Source organism: Martinezella hainanensis (assembly GCF_900094555.1).
GTDB classification, from domain to species: Bacteria; Pseudomonadota; Alphaproteobacteria; order Rhizobiales; family Rhizobiaceae; genus Rhizobium; species Rhizobium hainanense.
On record NZ_FMAC01000009.1, the window covers coordinates 78,828 to 96,137 of the forward strand.

Genomic DNA, 17,310 nt, shown 5'->3' on the forward strand with positions numbered 1-17,310 from the left:
CCTACCGAATTAAGGAGTTATGCGGGGCTCCACCATGAATTTATAGTGATTTCATTCTTAACCCAAGATTAACCAGCAATCCTTACTATTATTTCATGAAAGGATACCGAAAGAGTAACCTCCTCATTTACAGCTTGTTGACGATCCTGACCCTGATGGGGTCGGTCTCCAAGCCTTCGGCCGGTGAAAGCCAGCCTTGGGGCGATCCAAAAAACGCCCTGATTGTCGATGCTTACGAGCTGAACACCATCGACTGGACCGCCTTTCTGCAGGACAAACGGATCGCCGGCTTCATCTCCAAGGCGTCGGATGGATTACCTGAAAGCTTCAGTTGCACCGGCGACCATGGCGGCGACACAGTGGCCCATTGCAGGACGATGTGGCGCAAGTACGCCGTCAGCCGCGAGCTGTTTCAAACGCGCCGCATGCTGGCAAAGACGAATGGCCTGCTATGGGGCGCCTATCATCTGGGCCGGCCCGGCAATCCGATCGACCAGGCCAATCATTTTCTCGACTATGCCGATCCGCAGCCGGACGAACTCATGGTCCTCGACATCGACGGCATGGATACGACGCAGTTCATGTCGCTCGATGATGCGCAGATCTTCGTCGCCCACATCAAGGTCAGGACCGGGCGCTATCCCATTCTCTACGTCAATCACAACACGGCGCGCTATATCGCCGATCATCGCGGCACCTATCCGCTGCTGTCGCGGCTACCCCTGTGGTATGCGCGCTACAAGCCTGATGTGAAAGGCACCTTCCCGCTCGGCAACTGGGACAATTATGCCATCTGGCAGTTTGCGTCGTCGGACAATTGTTCCGAGAAGAGCTGCCCCTATAGGGTGCCGGGCACGCTCACCGATATCGACGTCAACGTCGTGCCGATGACGAAGGTTCAGCTCGCCAGGATCTGGCCGCAGGGCGATCTTCTGCCGGCCAAACCCCTGCCCGCACCGGACCTGACGATCGCGCTCGCGCAGATGTGCAGCGGGCCGCGACAGACCCTCACTTCACTCATGGTCGATATCGACCCAGTCGTCACGGCCTCGACCCCACAATCGAAGCCGGTCGAAATCAACGAGCTGAACTATCAGGATTTCTAGAGCGTTTCCGCTTTTCTTTGGATCGCGAAACCGCTCTATCTCTTTGTTTTTAAGCAACTCCCGGAAAACTGTTGCGCACTTTTCCTGGAATTGCTCTAGCTTGGCGAGGCGGCTTTCAAGTCGATGCTATGCCTCGATCTGAACATCCGTCTTCGGGCGCGAGCAGCAGGCGAGGATATAGCCCTCGTCGATCTCGTCATCGAGGATGCCACCATTGTGGCTCATCTCGACCTCGCCCGAAAGCTTCATCACCCGGCATGTCCCGCAGAGGCCGGATTCGCAGGCCGCGCCGATGCGCACGCCCGCGCCGCGCGCCGCCTGCAACACGGTCTGCCCCGCGGCACAGGCCACATCCTTGCCTGCCATGGTAAAGCGGATCGTCGTTGCAGCCTCACCGGAGGCATCGTCGGAAACTTCGGCAAGCGGCGTTGCCGCATTGGCGGGCTGAAAGCTTTCCTGATGGTAGCGCGACATGTCGAAGCCATGCGCTTCCAGCATGGAGCGGACGGCGTCCATGAAGACTTCCGGGCCGCAGCAGAAAATCGTCCGATCCATGAAATCGGGGGCCAGCAGGCCGATCTTCGCCTTGTCGATGCGTCCCTTCAGCCCCGACCACAGATCGGTGCGGCCGCAGCCTTCAACGATGAGACCAAGATTGAGGTTCGGCATGAAGCGGGCGAGATATTCGAGCTCGGAGCGGAAGATGATATCGGTCGGACTGCGCGAGCAATTGACGAAAGTAATGTCAGACAGCGGCGCTATATCGGCCATATAGCGCGTCATCGACATCATCGGCGTGATGCCGGAGCCGGCGGAGACGAAGAGGTATTTTTCACCGGGATGGCGGATATGGCTGAAATCGCCGAGCGGGCCGAAAGCCTTGATGCGCATGCCGGGCTTCAGCTTCTCGAACATCCAGCGCGTGCCGATACTGTCCTTCTGCGCCTTCACCGTCACGGCGACCGAGAAGGGCCGCGACGGCGTCGAGGAGAGCGTATAGGTGCGCATGACCGGCTCCGGAGCCGTCGGCAGCTCCAGCGTCACGAACTGGCCCGGCAGATAGCGGAACCAGTTGTCCTTGTCGGAGCCGAATGTGAAGGTCATCACATCGGGCGCCTCGGGCGTGACGGAGAGACATTCGAGCATATGCTGCCTGTCGCTCCAGGGCTGCATTTGGTCGAGGTGTCGATGCGAATGGGAGACGGCCATGTTCATGCTCAGGCAACCGCCGACAGCTTGGCCTGGTCGCCCTGCAGCCGGTTGATCATGAATGTCGTGTACCATTCGACGAACTGCATGACGCCGCCTTCATGGATTTCCGAATAAGGACCGGGCTCATAGGCCGGCGAGCGAATGCCAAAGGCATTTTCCTCGACGATGCGGCGGTCCTGATCGTTGGTTTCGGTCCAGACGTGGGTCAGTTCTTCGAGATTGTAGTCGACGCCTTCGACCGCATCCTTGTGAACGAGCCACTTGGTGGTGACGGCGGTTTCCTCAGCGCTGATCGGCAGGACGCGGAAGGAAATGGCGTGGTCGCCGAGCATGTGGTTCCATGTCGTCGGGTAATGGAACAATAGCATCGTGCCGATGCCGTTGATCGTTACGTCGGACGAGAGCGGCCGCTTGACGGCATTCTGGCCGGACATGGTGTAGCTTTCCGCGCCTTCGATCAGCGGCATGCGAGCGGCGCGGAACTGTCCGTCAGGCGAAATCTTGAACTCGCTCGGCAAGCCGGCTGCTTCGCAGCGCTGCCAGTGCTCGGCGATGACGGGATCGTTCATCGCGCCCTGAACGCCGGTCACGGTCGGCGCTTCCGGGAAAGTGCGGCAAAGTTCCGGGTGATTGGCCGCGCAATGGTAGCATTCGCGGTTGTTTTCCCAGACGAGCTTCCAGTTGCCCTTTTCGATGATGGTGCTCTGGAAGGCGACCTTGGCTTCGCTGATGCGGTGCGGCGCCATGTAGGGCTCGATCGCGGCGCGAACCGGCGCGAAATCGGGAGCGTTCTGCGCGAGGCAGATGAAGATGTAGCCACCGACGCTTTCGCAATGAACCGGCTTCAGCGAATGCTGGCTCTTGTCGAAATCCTCGGCCATCTGGCGGGCGAAGAGCAGCGAGCCGTCGAGCTCGTAGGTCCACTGGTGATAGGGGCAGACGAGCTTTGCCGAGGAGCCGCGCTCGGTCGAGCAGACGCGCGAGCCGCGATGGCGACAGCTGTTATGGAAGGCCCGGATGACCTGATCGCGGCCGCGGACGATCACGACGGGATAGTCGCCGATCTGGACGGTGAAGTAATTGCCCGCGCGCGGCACTTCGCAATCATGGCCGATGAACAGCCAGTCGCGATAGTAGATCGTCTCCATATCGAGCTTGAAGTAATCCGGATCGGTATAGAAGGGTTGCTCCAGGCTCAAGCCCGTCCGGTGGTTCTTCAATTGCCGCAGAACTTTGCTGCTGATGTCCATTTGCCTATCCTTAGCAGTACCAGGAAGGGGGCAAAGGACATGCGCGGCCGATTGGGAGCGGCCAAAAGCAATGTCCCGACCACCCGCCGCGGTCAGTAAACCTTATGCGCCCAAGGCTGGTTTCCGGGCTCTGGAGCGGCCCTGTTTCCAGAACCCCATGGCACCTTCCCAGGTCGGCCGACCCAGTGGCTTTATTCGCCATGCCTCACTCCACCACCGTTGCGGGGGCAGCGCCGGATTTTGACCGGCTTCCCAATTCTCCGTCTCCCTAGCAGACAGCACCTTGAGATTGATGGCATCATAGCTCTCGGTTCCGTCAGCCGCTGCGCTGCAATGCGACATCGGCTCCGAAATTGACGACAGGCGAAACGGAACACAGAGACGGTTCCACGAAGAGGCATTATAGGAAGATGATTCAATCGCTTATGCGACCACGCCAAAATGCGGATATGCAGCCCATCCGCACCCGAATGATGACGCTTTATCCTGAATGCGACAGAGCCGTTATCGACGGGCTGCCTGGGTGGCGGAAAGCGCCAGCAGCGCAGTCATGGCGCGCTCCGCATCGGCAGCCGGAACGAAGATGTGATCGTGGTAATAGGCAGCAACGACATTGGCACTAATGCCCCCATTTCCAAGGGCCGTGGCGAAGGCCGCAGTAAGCCCGACCGCCTCCAGGGACGAATGGACTTCGAGCGTGATCATGCGCATGGCGGGCATGACCGCAAGCCCTGCCATGCGGGCCGCCTCCAGCGGAAGGATCAACGTTATACCTTCTTTTTCTCGGAACAGCCCGATCGGCTCCAGATGCAAATGATCGGCCAGTGCCGATGCCGGGACGCTGCAATAGACGAATTCGCCTTCAACGAGATTCGGCTTCATGCCGGACAGAAGCTGCTTGAGATCGATAATTCCAGGCATGTTTGTCTGTCTCCTCAAGGTTCGGCGTCTCAAATTGGTTAAGCCCGGCTCAAGCTATTCCGTCTACCATGCCGTCCAGAGACGTCTAAAGCGAGATCCGGCATGGCCAAACTCAGATATTTCGACGCTGGGAAGCCCGCCGAGCCCGAGCCGGCGCCACCGGTATCAACAACGGGCTACAGCGAATTCCTGCGCACGGGCCGCATCAACCGCAACAGGTCGCACTGGCTTGCGGAAGAGCGGGAATATATCAGCCATGAGCAAGTAGCGGTGCGCACGGCGCAGAAGCTGAGAGATGCCGGTGAAAAGACACATGACCGGCTCAACAGCTTCCACAAATCAATCCGTTTCCCGAAGCTCATCTTCCATCACACGCTGAAGGACACGCCGCATCTCGGCTACTGCCACGTGACAGCCGCGCGGACGCAGTTCGCGCAATATGAGCAGGTGAACTGGGCTTTCTACATCGCCAACTTCTTTGCCCGGATCGGCCAGGAAGAGAATTTCTTCGAAGACATCAGTCTGAAATATTCGCGGATGTATTTCGCCGTCGCCATCCATCCGGACAAGCAAGCGGAAGACAAGAAGCTGACGATCAATCGCGACATTCGCGGCAACGGCGTGCTCTTCCACACGCACGATCCGCAGATCGCCATCCGTAATGTTCTTTTGCTCGGCGCCCGCAACGAGCAGCTTCGCGACATCATTCGCCAGCTTTGACGATTGATCCCAAAACTCGAAGAGCATAAGAACGGCCTGAACTGCAAGCAGGCAGGCCATGGCACGACACATAGACATTCTCGAACATCCGCAAACGGCAATAGAGGTCGCGACGGCAACCCTTGCCGAGGGTCTACCGATCGGTCTACCGACGGAGACGGTCTACGGGCTTGCCGCTGACGCCACCAATCCAGCCGCCATTACCCGCATCTATGAAACGAAGGGGCGGCCGCGCTTCAATCCGCTGATCTGCCATATGAGCGATCTCGCCATGGCCGAGCGCTATGCGATCTTCGATCCTACCTCTCGGAAGCTGGCGGAAGCCTTCTGGCCTGGCCCGTTGACATTGGTGCTGCCACTCAAGCCCGATAGCGGCATCCACCCGCTGGCCACCGCCGGCCTCGACACGGTCGGCATTCGCGTTCCCAAGGGCTTTGCCGGCGATCTGATCCGCGCCTTCGACAGACCGCTTGCAGCACCAAGCGCCAACACGTCAGGCAAGATCAGCGCCACCAGCGCCGATCATGTCCATGACGATCTCGGTGAACGCATTACCCTCATTCTCGATGCCGGGGCTTCGGTCGTCGGCGTCGAGTCGACTATCGTGAAGGTCGAGGACGGCGAGATGCGCCTGCTGCGGCCCGGCGGCCTTGCGGCGAGCGAGATCGAGCGGGTGGCAGGCAAGCCCCTGAAGCGCAAGAAGAAAGCTTCGGCTGCCATCGAGGCGCCCGGCATGATGGCCTCGCATTACGCGCCGGGAGCGGCCGTGCGGCTGGATGCGACGGAGGTTTCCGAGAACGAGACGCTGATCCGCTTCGGGACGCCTGACATTGCCGGCATCGAAAAAGCCGTTGCCGTGCTGGATCTGAGCGCCGGAGGCGATCTCTCCGAAGCCGCAGCAAACCTTTTCGACTTCATGAAGCGCGCCGACGCCACCGGTGCAACGACGATTGCTTTCTCCCATATTCCCGACGAGGGCCTCGGCGAGGCCATCAACGACCGGCTGCGCCGCGCGGCCGCACCCAGAGAATAATCAGCCCGACACCATCAGGCAAAGGACACGCCATGAGCAGCTCCGCCCCCTCTTCCGACCTTCTGGATCGCTTCGCCGCCATCGTCGGTGAAAAACATGCCGTGCGAGACCCTGCGGAAATCGCGCCGCATCTTGTTGAGAACCGAGGGCTCTATCATGGCGCTTCGCCCATACTGCTGAAACCCGGCTCCGTGGAAGAGGTTTCCGCGATCCTGAAACTTGCCAGCGAGACCGGCACGGCCATCGTGCCGCAGACCGGCAATACCGGCCTTGTCGGCGGGCAGACGCCGCGCGAGGGTGGCTCCGACATCATCCTGTCGCTGGAGCGCATGAACCGCGTTCGCGATATCGATCCGGTCGGCAACACCATGATCGTCGACGGCGGCTGTATTCTCGCCGATGTTCATAAAGCAGCGGCCGAACATGGCCGCATGTTCCCGCTTTCACTCGGCTCCGAAGGTTCGTGCCGCATTGCTGGCAATCTTTCCACCAATGCCGGGGGCACGGCCGTTCTTGCCTATGGCAATATGCGCCAGCTTTGCCTTGGCCTTGAAGTCGTGCTGCCGACGGGAGAGATCTGGAATGGGCTGCGCCGCCTGAAGAAGGACAATACCGGCTACGATCTGCGCGATCTATTCATCGGCGCGGAAGGCACGCTCGGCGTCATCACCGGCGCCGTGCTGAAGCTTTTCCCGCAGCCGCTCGGCCATCAGGTCGCCTTTGCCGGCCTGCAATCGGTCGACGACGCGCTGACCCTGTTCAAGAACGCCTCAAGCCTTTGCGGCACGGCGCTGACCGGTTTCGAGCTGATGCCGCGCATCGGCGTCGAGTTCACCACACGGCATATTCCGGGCGTGCGCGATCCGCTGGAGACGGCGCATCCCTGGTATGTGCTGATTGATATCTCCACCTCCGATTCGGCCGAGACGGCCGAGCGGATGATGACGGCGCTGCTCGAGCAGGGTTATGAGGCAGGCCTGATACAGGATGCGGCCATCGCCAGCTCGGAAACCCAACAGAAGGCTATCTGGCACATGCGCGAGAGCATGTCGGATGCGCAAAAGCCGGAAGGCGGCTCAATCAAGCACGATGTTTCCGTGCCGGTGGCGCAGATCCCGCAATTCATGGCGGAGGCCGAAAAGGCCGTCGTCGCTGCCATGCCGGGGGCGCGCGTCTGCGCTTTCGGGCATATGGGCGACGGCAATATCCACTATAACATCTCGCAGCCGGTCGGCGCCGACAAGGCTGGTTTCATCGGCCGCTGGCGCGAGATCAACAAGATCGTGCATGGGCTGGTGCTGCAGCATGGCGGCTCGATCTCGGCCGAGCATGGCATCGGCCAGCTGAAGCGCGACGAGCTTGCCTCGATCCGCTCCGATATCGAGATGGATCTGATGCGACGGATCAAGTCGGCCTTCGACCCAGCCGGGATCATGAATCCGGGAAAGGTTCTCAAGGTCTGAGATATCAAACCGTCACGACAACCCGCTCCGAGGCGAAGCAGCCGATCTGGCACGAGATGATCGTGCCGTCGGCATCGATGTCTTCGCCGGCATAGGCAAGCACGGGCGTCAGGCGCGACTGCTGCAGGAGGCGCGCCTCGGCTTCCGTCGGCATCCGCGCCGTGATGTCGGTGGAGCGGCGCCAATAGTCTGTCACGCCGTAATCCCTCAGCGCCGCCGTAAACGAGCCTGTTGCGACAAACTTCTCCGCCAAGCCGGAAAAACGTTTCGCCGAGCAGCTGCGCATGACGACGGAGACAGGAAGCGCATCGGCATAGGCGACCATGCATATTTCCAGCACCGTCTCGTCCGGCCGGAGATTTAGCCGCGTAGCGACATCGGCGGTTGCCGGGATTTCCCTTGTCGAGACAACCTTGCGCGTGAGGTTGGCATCCGTCGCGGTCAGATCCTTGCTGAAGCGTACCTTGTCGCCCAGTTGGAAGCGGACGGGCATGTCGGCGCGCACATAGGCACCGCTACCGCGCGCGACTCGCAGCAAGCCCTCCCCCTCCAGTTCGGCAATCGCGCGGCGCATCGTCACCCGGGAGACGCCGAATTGTTCGGACAAAGCACGCTCGCTCGGCAGGCGGCTGCCCGGCGCATGACGGCCTCCATCAATGGCGCGTCTGAGCTCCTCGGCAACGGTCACCCAGCCTCCCGCAGTTTTTACGCCTTCGACCTGTCGATTTTTCTTTTCCATCACAAATCTGTCGCCCTGAAATTGGTATATACCAATTTATAAAGATCCAGATCGTTTATGAAAGGGTTCGGCATGGGCGACAAGCGCATATATGTGACATCAGTCAGCAGCAGCGGCGTGCACGAGTTCAGCAAGCAGACCAAGGGTCACATTCAGCTGCTTACCGGGCTCGGCGTCGAAGGCGACGCGCATATGGGGGTGACGGTGAAGCATCGTTCCCGCGTCGCGGTCGATCCGACCCAGCCCAATCTGCGCCAGGTGCATATCATCCATGAGGAGCTGTTCGACGAACTGACGGAGAAGGGATTTTCCGTTTCGCCGGGCGATATGGGCGAAAATATCGCGACCAGAGGGATCGACCTGCTTTCGCTGCCTCAAGGTACGCGCCTTCATATCGGCGCGGAAGCAATCGTCGAGGTAACCGGCCTGCGCAATCCCTGCAAGCAGATCGACAATTTCCAGAAGGGCTTGCTGCATGCGGTACTCGACAAGGATGCCGATGGCGGCCTGATCCGCAAGGCCGGCATCATGGGCATCGTCTCAAGAGGCGGCCGCGTGCAGCGAGATGATGCGATCCGCATCGAGCTCCCACCGCTGCCGCATCTCAAGCTTGAGCGGGTTTGAAAAAAGAAGCGGCCCTCCAATGGAGAGCCGCTTCTCTTTTCATTCCGGTATCGAGTAGGCTTGGCTGCCTAAGTAATCAATCGAAGTCTTCCTGGCTCGCATTGCCGCCGCCATTGCGGTTGCCGGTGATGATTTCGCGCTTGCCGACATGGTTTGCGGGGCCGACCAGACCGTCCTTTTCCATGCGCTCGACGAGCGAGGCGGCCCGATTATAGCCGATGCCGAGGCGGCGCTGGATGTAGGAGGTCGAGCACTTCTTGTCGCGCATGACCACCTTGATCGCCTGTTCGTAGAGATCGTCGCCATCTTCCGAGGCAATCGCGCCCTTGTCGAAGACGGCCGTATCTTCTTCCTCGTCTTCCTCGTCCTCGTCGGCGGTGACCGTATCGAGATATTCCGGACGGCCCTGCAGCTTAAGATGAGCGACGACCTTTTCGACTTCCTCGTCGGACACGAAGGGTCCGTGGACGCGGGAGATGCGGCCGCCGCCGGCCATGTGCAGCATGTCGCCCTGGCCGAGGAGTTGTTCGGCACCCTGCTCACCGAGGATCGTACGGCTGTCGATCTTCGACGTCACCTGGAAGGAGATGCGCGTCGGGAAGTTCGCCTTGATCGTTCCGGTAATGACGTCGACCGAAGGACGCTGTGTTGCCATGATCAGGTGGATGCCGGCCGCACGCGCCATCTGCGCCAGACGCTGGATCGCGCCTTCGATTTCCTTGCCGGCGACCATCATCAGGTCGGCCATTTCGTCGACGATGACGACGATATAGGGCATCGGCGTCAGGTCCATTTCCTGTTGCTCTTCGATCGGGGCACCGGTGCCCTTGTCGAAGCCAGTCTGGACCATGACGTGAATCGTCTCGCCCTTTTCCTTGGCGGAAGCAACGCGGCTGTTGTAGCCGTCAATGTTGCGCACACCGAGGCGCGACATCTTCTTGTAGCGATCCTCCATTTCGCGCACCGCCCATTTCAGCGCCATGACGGCCTTCTTGGGATCGGTCACGACGGGAGTCAGAAGGTGTGGAATGCCGTCATAGACTGACAGCTCCAGCATCTTCGGATCGACCATGATCAGGCGGCACTGTTCCGGCGTCATGCGATAGAGCAGCGACAGGATCATCGTGTTGATCGCGACCGACTTGCCCGAACCGGTGGTGCCGGCAACGAGCAGATGCGGCATCTTCGCAAGCTCGGCGATGACAGGCTCGCCGCCGATCGTCTTGCCGAGGCCGAGCGCCAGCTTGTAGCCGCTCTTCTCGAAATCGGGCGAATCGATCATCTCACGGAAATAGACGGTCTCGCGGTTGACGTTCGGCAGTTCGATGCCGATGACGTTGCGGCCGGGAACGACGGCGACGCGAGCCGAGAGCGCCGACATCGAGCGGGCGATATCGTCCGCAAGGTTGATGACGCGCGAGGATTTGACGCCGGGTGCCGGCTCGAATTCATAGAGCGTCACGACCGGGCCGGGACGGACATGGATGATCTCGCCCTTGACGCCGAAATCCTCGAGCACGCTTTCCAGCAGGCCGGCATTCTGCTCCAGCGTTTCCTGGGTCATGATCACGCCGGAACGGGCGACAGGCTCCTGCAGCAGCTCGCGCGGCGGCAACTCGTATTCTCCGTCCGCGGTGCGGGCGATCGGGCGCCATTCGGGCGGCGTCAGGGAAACGGGCCGGCGCGGCGAGATCGGCGACGGCGGTGCATCAATCAGGCGCTGTGCAGCGGCTTCGACGGCCGGCATGATGGCTGCAGCCTTGGCGACCGGCTCGATAGAAACCGGGGCGGCAACCTTCTTCGGCATCGGTGCCACGACCATGACTGGTGCAGGACGAATCTCGGCGGCAGAGGCGGCTTCAGCACCATAGACTGCGGTTACGAATGCAGGCGGCACGAATGCCTCGACCGGCGCCTCCTCCGCAAGCTGCTGCTCAGCTTGGGGCGCTTCTTCAGCGATGGGCGCAACTTCGATGGCGGGGGCCAGGACGGCGGCCTCCAGCGCTGCGAGCTCATCCATGGCCGGTGAACTGAAATCCACCGTCGGCTGGCTGGAATTGGTTTCAACCGGCGTTGCGACTTCGACAGCCGGCGACGGCGCGACAGCGGGCAGCGGCTCGACGGCGGCAGCCGGGCGACGGCACTCGACCACGCGGAATTTCGCAATAATCGCTTCGGCATCAACGTCCGGCTTGGGCGGCGTCACAGGCTGCTTCCGCTCTCCCTTGAGGGCAGAAACGAATTCGCCGTCGAACGGCATCGCATCCCAGAAGGCGAAATCGGAAAGATGGACAAGACGCGACTCGACCACAGGCGCGGCTAGGGACTCGGGAACACTTGACTGAACAGGGGAAGCATCCAGCGCGATCGCGGGAGCTTTCGAGAATGCGGTAGCGATAACGGTCATCTCCAATGCGTCCGGCTCGGTTGCCGGAGAATTCTGAATTACTGTCGGAATGTAGCCATCCACCACCAGCGGCATGTCTTCGAGCGGTGGGAGATGGAATTCGTCCTGCCGCACGGGCGGGACGACAATGGCCGCAGCCGGTGCCGCGGACGCTTCAACGACCGGCGGTTCCATGACCCGCATCGTCGCATGCGCCGACACGAGCGGCCGGATCTCGGGCTTCGGCTCGGCGGGCGGGCGGCGGCTGATGATTTCGTTTTCGCGCGTGCGGGTGAAGCGCACGTTCGGCCCCATCAGGAAGGCATTCTGCCAGCCGGGCGATGCAAGATCCTCCGCGGAGATTCCTTGCGGCAAGACCGGCATTTCCTGCTCGCTCGTGACCGCGGCGGACTGCAGCGCTTCTACGACCGGCGGCGGCGCTGCGGCTGTGCGCTTTCTCACCTCTTCGGCGAGGCGCTTTTCCTCGGCGGTACGCTGCTCTTCAGCTTTGCGCTTGGCTTCGCGGGCATTGCGAATCTTCTCTTCCAGGAACGCGCGACGAGCGGCGATCTGCTCGGCGCGACGTGCCTCTTCGGCCGCCTGCTCGGCGTCGAGATCGCCCTCGGGCTGGACGCCTTGTGACGCATTGGAAAGTGTCGTTCGGGAAAGACGCATGAGACCTGCAACCCAGTCATTGATATTGCCGTTGGCTTCTCAAATCGAATAGGGCAAGGATGGTTAATAAGTTCCTTCCTGTCGTTGTGGAAAGCAGCCATTCCACACCCATTAAACATTCCCGTATATGTTCGAAAGCCCTGTAAAAACAAGTGCATGACTCGGCTCTGCCGAGCGGGAACGCGGCAATGAGACAGGTTAAATTTTTTGCGGTATCTGTTACCGTGATGAGGACAGCTGTGCGATGGAAAGCAGAGTGTCGGCGCTGATGCCGGAGCTCGACGACGAGCCGGTGAGAATCGAGAGCGCTGGCGACGTCGAGGACGTCGTGTTGTTCTCCAAGTCGTACATCGCCGAGAACCGCTGCAGCAGCTGGTTGACCTTGTCCGGGTCCTGCAGGTCGCTCACGTTGACGAACTTTTTCAGCATGCTGGCCTGGGTATCGACATCCATGCTGGAGATCGAGCTCGGCAGATTGTAGGTCGTGGTGATGACCTCATAGAGCGCGGAATCGCCCATGATGTCATAGATCGAGTTGATATCGGGCGCCTTGCGCTGGAAATAGAGCGCCAGGCGCACGCCGGGATTGGTCTCGCCTTGCTGATCTTCCAGCGTTTGATGCAGATAGAGATCGTTGGTCGCCGCAAGAGCGCCTTGGTTTTGCGCTGTGCCGAGCTTGGTGTCGGTCAGGTTTCCGTCCGTGCCGAAATTGAACGCCTCGACGATGCTCTTGAATTTGACACCATCGGTCGTGTTGATGAAGCTTGTCGAGCTGGACGGATCGGAAGCGAAAGCCTTCTTCAACGTCGCCGTGGTAACGGTCTTCGGATCGATGCCGTTGGCTGTCAGGATGAAATTCGTAAGCTTGCTGTCGGCCAGCAGATCCGTGACGCTGGTCACTTTGACGATGTTGGTGGCGAAATAGGTGCCGGCGGTTTTGGCATCGCTGGTGGCTTTAGTCAGCTCAGCACCCGACAGCCCTGCCGTGCTGCGACTGGAATATTCCGAGATATAGCTGTTGATCTGCGTCTCCGACAAAGACTGCACCGGCGCCTTCAGATTGCCTTTGCTGTCGAAATTGAATGCCTTGGCGAGCGCGGTGAAACGAGAATCCTTCAACGAGCTGACATAGCTCTTCGAATCGTAGGGATCGCTTTCGAGAATCTTGGTCAGCTGAGTCTTCGTGAGCTCGTTCGCACCGATGCCATAGGCGCGCAGCGCCATCTGATAGAGTTCCGGCGCGCTATCGTTGGCGGTACTGCTGTCGGACGTATTGCTCGCAAAGAAATCCTTGATGGTCTTCACGTCCGCAATGCGGTTCTTGTAGTTGTTGACCGCATCCGTGGTCAGGGTCGACTGCGATGACTGGTAATTGCTCATATAGGCCGTGGAGGCCGCGTCGATCTCATCCTGGGACTGCGCCGTCTGGCCGGAAGCAAGCGTGCCGTCCGACTGGAAATTGAACTGGGAGACGACGTCGGTCAGACCGAAGATGGAGGCAGTCGTCGAATCGGCGAAGGCGTTCTTGAAGACGACCGCGGGCGTCGTCGAATCGATGCCATAAGCCGTCTTGATGTAATCGAAAAGACGCGTGTCCGAGGTCAGCTGGTCGACTGACGTGATGGAGCCAATATGATTCTTGTAATAGAGATCATTGTCGGTTGCGCCGACGCTCGTCGTGAACGAGGGCACGGTGGAGTTGTAGGCGCTCATCACATCGGCCTGTTGGCTGAGGGTCTGCGGCCCGCCCGGATAGTTCGTGGTATAGCCCGCCGTGGTGGCGCTTATCTGGGCGGACGTCTGGGCTTGCGAGCCGGATGCGACCGTGCCGTCGCTCTGGAAGTTGAACTCAGCCATGACAGCGGTCAGCCCGTTCGAACTCGCGGTGCTGGCATCCTTGGCGGAAGCATTGAACTGGTCAGCCGTTATGTAGGACGGGACATTGAATGCCGTCTTGACGTACTGGAACAGCTGCGGGTTGGACGTCAGCTGGTCGACTGAGGTGACATTGCCGATATTGGCCTCGTAATAGGCCGTATCGCCATCCGGCGTCGATGTCTTGATCGTGCCGTCGGCATTGAAATTGAATTCCGCCACCAGAGCCTTGTCCGCAGTGCCGCCATTCTGATTGACGTAGCTGTTCGGATCACTGAGATCGCTCGTCAGCATCTGCTTCAGAGACGAATTCGACACATAGGTCGGGTCGATGCCATAGGCCTGGAGCACGTAGTTGCGCAGGCGGGTATTGCCGAGGAGATCGTCAACCGTCTTAACCGAGCTGATGTTCTGGCTGTAATAGCTCGTTTCGGTCGCCGCCGACGTCTCCTCATTCGTAAACGACTGCTGGTAAAGCCCGATGAGGTCGTCTTCCTGCGTACTGGTTTGTGCCGTATTCGCCGTGCTTGACGAGCTCGTACCGAAATTGAACGCCGCAGCGAACTCCTTATAGCGCGGATCCGTGAGCTTATTGGCGAAACTGCTGCTGTCGCTGAGGTCGCTTGTCAGGACCTGTTTCATAAAGGCCTTGGCATAGGTCATGTCCGAAAGCCCGTAGGCTTCCATTGCGTAACTGTATAGCTGATAGTCATTCAGGAAGTCATCGACGTTCGTTACTTTGCCGATATTGGCGTTGTAATAGTCGATCAAACGCTTGCTTTGCGACTGCTGCGCCACCTGATTGAGGGAGGTCGCCATATCTCTGGTTGCGATGGTATAACCAAGATAAGTGGAAATCATCAGCAGAATCCCAATAGATCTCTAATAAAGGGGGCGAATCTGGCTGCGATTATTGCATACAAACCTTACCTGAGACTTACACGTACTCACCTTATGCGTGCACCATACTGATGCACCGCCCTGCCGTGTGTTCACCTTATGGAAACCCTGATGCATCCGACTTTGCTAACCATTTGAGGACGCAAAGTTTTCTTAACCTCGATTTTTAAGCTGTCTGGAAGGGACGGCGCCTAATCTGCCCAACAACGAGAGGACAAAAGTTCTCCGAGAGAAGACCGGAACAACCGGCTCTCAGGTAAAGCAAGGGTAGAGAAATCGATGACTAATACCGTCCTGAAGCCCGATTGGGCTGGAACCACACTGCGGCTCGATCCGGCGCGCTTCCCGCAACAGGTCAGCTATGCCATGCGAGGTGCCGAGGGTGACGTCACCATTACGATCGACGAGCGCGGCGCCGTGCTGCGCAAGATCCTGCCGTCCAGCGGCCTGCCGCTGTCCGTCGCCTTGCCCAAGCGTGCATTCCAGGGTGTCGCCGCCCGCGCCATCGATCACGGCGACGGTGAAGTCACCGTCACGCTGGAACTGCATCACTCCGATCCGGATCTCTGCATCCCCCTTCTCGTCGCTCACGATCTGAGCGATATCGCCGCCGACTGGCGCTCCTGGTCGGAAGCCTTCCGTATTCCCATGCTGATGATCGAAGCTGACGGCATCGCCCGGCCGCTCGAAGAACATCTCGGTGGCGTCCGCTCGCAGGACAGCCAACCGCGTCGCCGCCACTCCTACTTCGCAAACCGCCGTCCCCGCTTCCTCGTGCGTCGCACGACCGGCAAGCTCGGCGTCAAGATGAAGATCCAAGGCCGCGAGATCATCGCCAGGCGTTGAGCTGATACGGCTCCCATACAGATTATCGCCAAAAGTCGGCCGTGGGAAAACCAATCCCGCGGCCGAAATCTTATGGCATCAGCGAGCGTTCCATGACGATCGTTCGTTCATCGCCATGGAAATTCTCGCCGACAGCATTGAACCCGAGCCTCTCGTAGAAACCTTGCGCGGTAATCGAAGAGGGGACGGACAGGACGGCGATGCCGCTTGCCTGCGCCGCCCGTTCGATTGCAGCCATCAGGCTCGCGCCAATGCCACGCCGCTGCGCAGAGGGAGAGACGAACACCGTGCGCACGACGGCACCATCAAGGCTTGCGGTGCCGACAAGGCTTCCGTCGTCGATCGCCACTAAGACCGTTCTGTTGCTCAAGAGCCTGCGCATGCCAGCAGGACTAAAGCTTTCGGCAACGCGCGCGATGATATCCGGCGCGTAGTCCGTCGCGTTGCTCTCACGAAGGGCTGCAAGGATTACGCCGCTGATCGCCTCGGCATCCGCCTCCGAGGCCGGACGGATTTCACATGTCATGACGCCCCTCCTCTAGAACCTGATGCGGCGATCCCTCCCCTCAGGGAACAAGAAACAGGAACGACAGGAAAAGGCCGGCAAAGATGATCAGCCCCACCCGATTGTTTGATTTGAACAAGGCTAGACATTGCTCGCCGTTGTTGATGTCAAGCACGGCGATCTGATAGGCGAACATGCCACCGGCAACGACGAGGCCGAGATAGGCCAGCCAGCTTGTACCAGCGAGCGCGAAGGACAACAGCATCAAAAGCAGCGCCGTCCCATAGAGCCCGGCCAGCCAGAGGCGCGTCCGATCGCCGAAAAGCCGGGCCGTCGACCGTACGCCGATCAGCTCGTCATCCTCCTTGTCCTGATGCGCGTAGATCGTGTCGTAGCCGATGGTCCAGAGGATGGCTGCAAGATAGAGCACGATCGAGGCAAAGGACAGACTGCCGAACAGACCTGCCCAACCCATCAGCGCTCCCCAGGAAAAGGCAAGACCGAGGAAGAACTGCGGCCAGTCCGTAAAGCGCTTGGCAAAGGGGTAGAGCGCGACGATACCAAGCGACAGCACGCCGAGCACGACGGCAAACCAATTGAATTGCAGCAGCACCAGCAGACCGACCAGGGTCTGCAGGGCGATGAACACCTTGGCCTGACGACGCGTCACGCGGCCCGATGGCAGCGGGCGCGAGCGCGTGCGTGCCACGGACATGTCGATCTCGTGGTCGACCAGATCATTATAGGTGCAGCCGGCGCCGCGCATGGCGACCGCGCCGATGAAGTAAAGAATGAGGTGATAGATCACCACGAAGCCCGGGGAGCCATGTCCCACGGCGACGGAGGCATTGGCCGCGAGTGCGACGGACCAGAAGCATGGCCACATGAGGAGCTGCCAGCCAATTGGCCTGTCCCAGCGTGCAAGCTGAGCATAGGGCCACAGCGTCGGGGGCAGAACGCGATAGACCCAGTTACCGGAAGGCGCGTCAGCGACGCGCCCGTTGATGTCGCCTGTGTTTTGCATAGGCGAGTAGTAGTGACATCCGGCATCCAAG

General features: G+C 59.9%; 14 protein-coding genes and 1 riboswitch. Of the genes, 6 read left to right on the plus strand and 8 right to left on the minus strand.

Translation table 11 applies throughout. The annotated features are described in order from the left end of the window. The first annotated feature begins 155 nt into the window (after positions 1 to 155). Positions 156 to 1,106: a glycoside hydrolase family 25 protein gene (locus GA0061100_RS25190; RefSeq protein ID WP_244557943.1), complete on the plus strand. Its 951-nt coding sequence runs from the start codon at positions 156 to 158 to the stop codon at positions 1,104 to 1,106. Between the two features lie 126 nt (positions 1,107 to 1,232). Here GA0061100_RS25190 and GA0061100_RS25195 read toward each other — a convergent pair whose 3' ends face one another. From GA0061100_RS25195 to GA0061100_RS25205, 3 genes are all read right to left on the minus strand, one after another. Then, complete coding sequence (locus tag GA0061100_RS25195; protein ID WP_075855572.1) at positions 1,233 to 2,321, minus strand: FAD-binding oxidoreductase; 1,089 nt, start codon at positions 2,319 to 2,321, stop codon at positions 1,233 to 1,235. A 2-nt stretch (positions 2,322 to 2,323) separates the two neighbouring features. Beyond that, the gene (locus GA0061100_RS25200) at positions 2,324 to 3,568 is read right to left on the minus strand and encodes an aromatic ring-hydroxylating oxygenase subunit alpha (protein WP_075855573.1); all 1,245 of its coding nucleotides are present in this window, start codon (positions 3,566 to 3,568) and stop codon (positions 2,324 to 2,326) included. A 97-nt stretch (positions 3,569 to 3,665) separates the two neighbouring features. Beyond that, positions 3,666 to 3,869, minus strand: a riboswitch (cobalamin riboswitch). Positions 3,870 to 4,072: 203 nt separating this feature from the next. Continuing rightward, positions 4,073 to 4,489, minus strand: coding sequence for an ACT domain-containing protein (locus tag GA0061100_RS25205; protein ID WP_075855574.1), 417 nt, complete (start codon positions 4,487 to 4,489; stop codon positions 4,073 to 4,075). Between the two features lie 102 nt (positions 4,490 to 4,591). Here GA0061100_RS25205 and GA0061100_RS25210 point away from each other — a divergent pair, with 102 nt between their 5' ends. Genes GA0061100_RS25210 through GA0061100_RS25220 form a run of 3 tightly spaced genes read left to right on the plus strand, consistent with a single transcriptional unit; the run spans position 4,592 to position 7,705 of the window. Beyond that, positions 4,592 to 5,209, plus strand: coding sequence for a DUF6656 family protein (locus tag GA0061100_RS25210; RefSeq protein WP_075855575.1), 618 nt, complete (start codon positions 4,592 to 4,594; stop codon positions 5,207 to 5,209). Between the two features lie 58 nt (positions 5,210 to 5,267). Further along, positions 5,268 to 6,242, plus strand: a complete 975-nt coding sequence (locus GA0061100_RS25215) for an L-threonylcarbamoyladenylate synthase (protein ID WP_075855576.1) — start codon at positions 5,268 to 5,270, stop codon at positions 6,240 to 6,242. A 32-nt stretch (positions 6,243 to 6,274) separates the two neighbouring features. Then, on the plus strand, positions 6,275 to 7,705 hold the full coding sequence (locus tag GA0061100_RS25220; RefSeq protein WP_075855577.1) for an FAD-binding oxidoreductase: 1,431 nt from the start codon (positions 6,275 to 6,277) through the stop codon (positions 7,703 to 7,705). Positions 7,706 to 7,709: 4 nt separating this feature from the next. On the opposite strand, the gene phnF is transcribed toward GA0061100_RS25220, so the two are convergent. Next, on the minus strand, positions 7,710 to 8,444 hold the full coding sequence (gene phnF, locus GA0061100_RS25225; protein ID WP_075855578.1) for a phosphonate metabolism transcriptional regulator PhnF: 735 nt from the start codon (positions 8,442 to 8,444) through the stop codon (positions 7,710 to 7,712). Between the two features lie 72 nt (positions 8,445 to 8,516). On the opposite strand from phnF, the gene GA0061100_RS25230 reads away from it, so the two are divergent. Beyond that, positions 8,517 to 9,068: an MOSC domain-containing protein gene (locus tag GA0061100_RS25230; protein WP_075855579.1), complete on the plus strand. Its 552-nt coding sequence runs from the start codon at positions 8,517 to 8,519 to the stop codon at positions 9,066 to 9,068. 76 nt (positions 9,069 to 9,144) lie between these two features. Here the strand turns inward: GA0061100_RS25230 and GA0061100_RS25235 are convergent, their stop codons facing one another. Together GA0061100_RS25235 and GA0061100_RS25240 are read right to left on the minus strand one after the other, a co-directional pair. Next, on the minus strand, positions 9,145 to 11,838 hold the full coding sequence (locus GA0061100_RS25235) for a DNA translocase FtsK (protein WP_425298714.1): 2,694 nt from the start codon (positions 11,836 to 11,838) through the stop codon (positions 9,145 to 9,147). A 510-nt stretch (positions 11,839 to 12,348) separates the two neighbouring features. Beyond that, positions 12,349 to 14,865, minus strand: a complete 2,517-nt coding sequence (locus tag GA0061100_RS25240; protein ID WP_075855581.1) for a DUF1217 domain-containing protein — start codon at positions 14,863 to 14,865, stop codon at positions 12,349 to 12,351. Positions 14,866 to 15,183: 318 nt separating this feature from the next. Here GA0061100_RS25240 and GA0061100_RS25245 point away from each other — a divergent pair, with 318 nt between their 5' ends. Next, positions 15,184 to 15,750: a DUF6101 family protein gene (locus GA0061100_RS25245; protein ID WP_075855582.1), complete on the plus strand. Its 567-nt coding sequence runs from the start codon at positions 15,184 to 15,186 to the stop codon at positions 15,748 to 15,750. 70 nt (positions 15,751 to 15,820) lie between these two features. Here GA0061100_RS25245 and GA0061100_RS25250 read toward each other — a convergent pair whose 3' ends face one another. Then, positions 15,821 to 16,276: a GNAT family N-acetyltransferase gene (locus GA0061100_RS25250; RefSeq protein ID WP_075855583.1), complete on the minus strand. Its 456-nt coding sequence runs from the start codon at positions 16,274 to 16,276 to the stop codon at positions 15,821 to 15,823. A gap of 40 nt (positions 16,277 to 16,316) precedes the next feature. Then, positions 16,317 to 17,279 carry a 4-hydroxybenzoate octaprenyltransferase gene (ubiA, locus tag GA0061100_RS25255; RefSeq protein WP_075855584.1) on the minus strand — a complete coding sequence of 321 codons (963 nt, stop codon included), beginning with the start codon at positions 17,277 to 17,279 and terminating at the stop codon, positions 16,317 to 16,319. Positions 17,280 to 17,310: the final 31 nt, after the last annotated feature.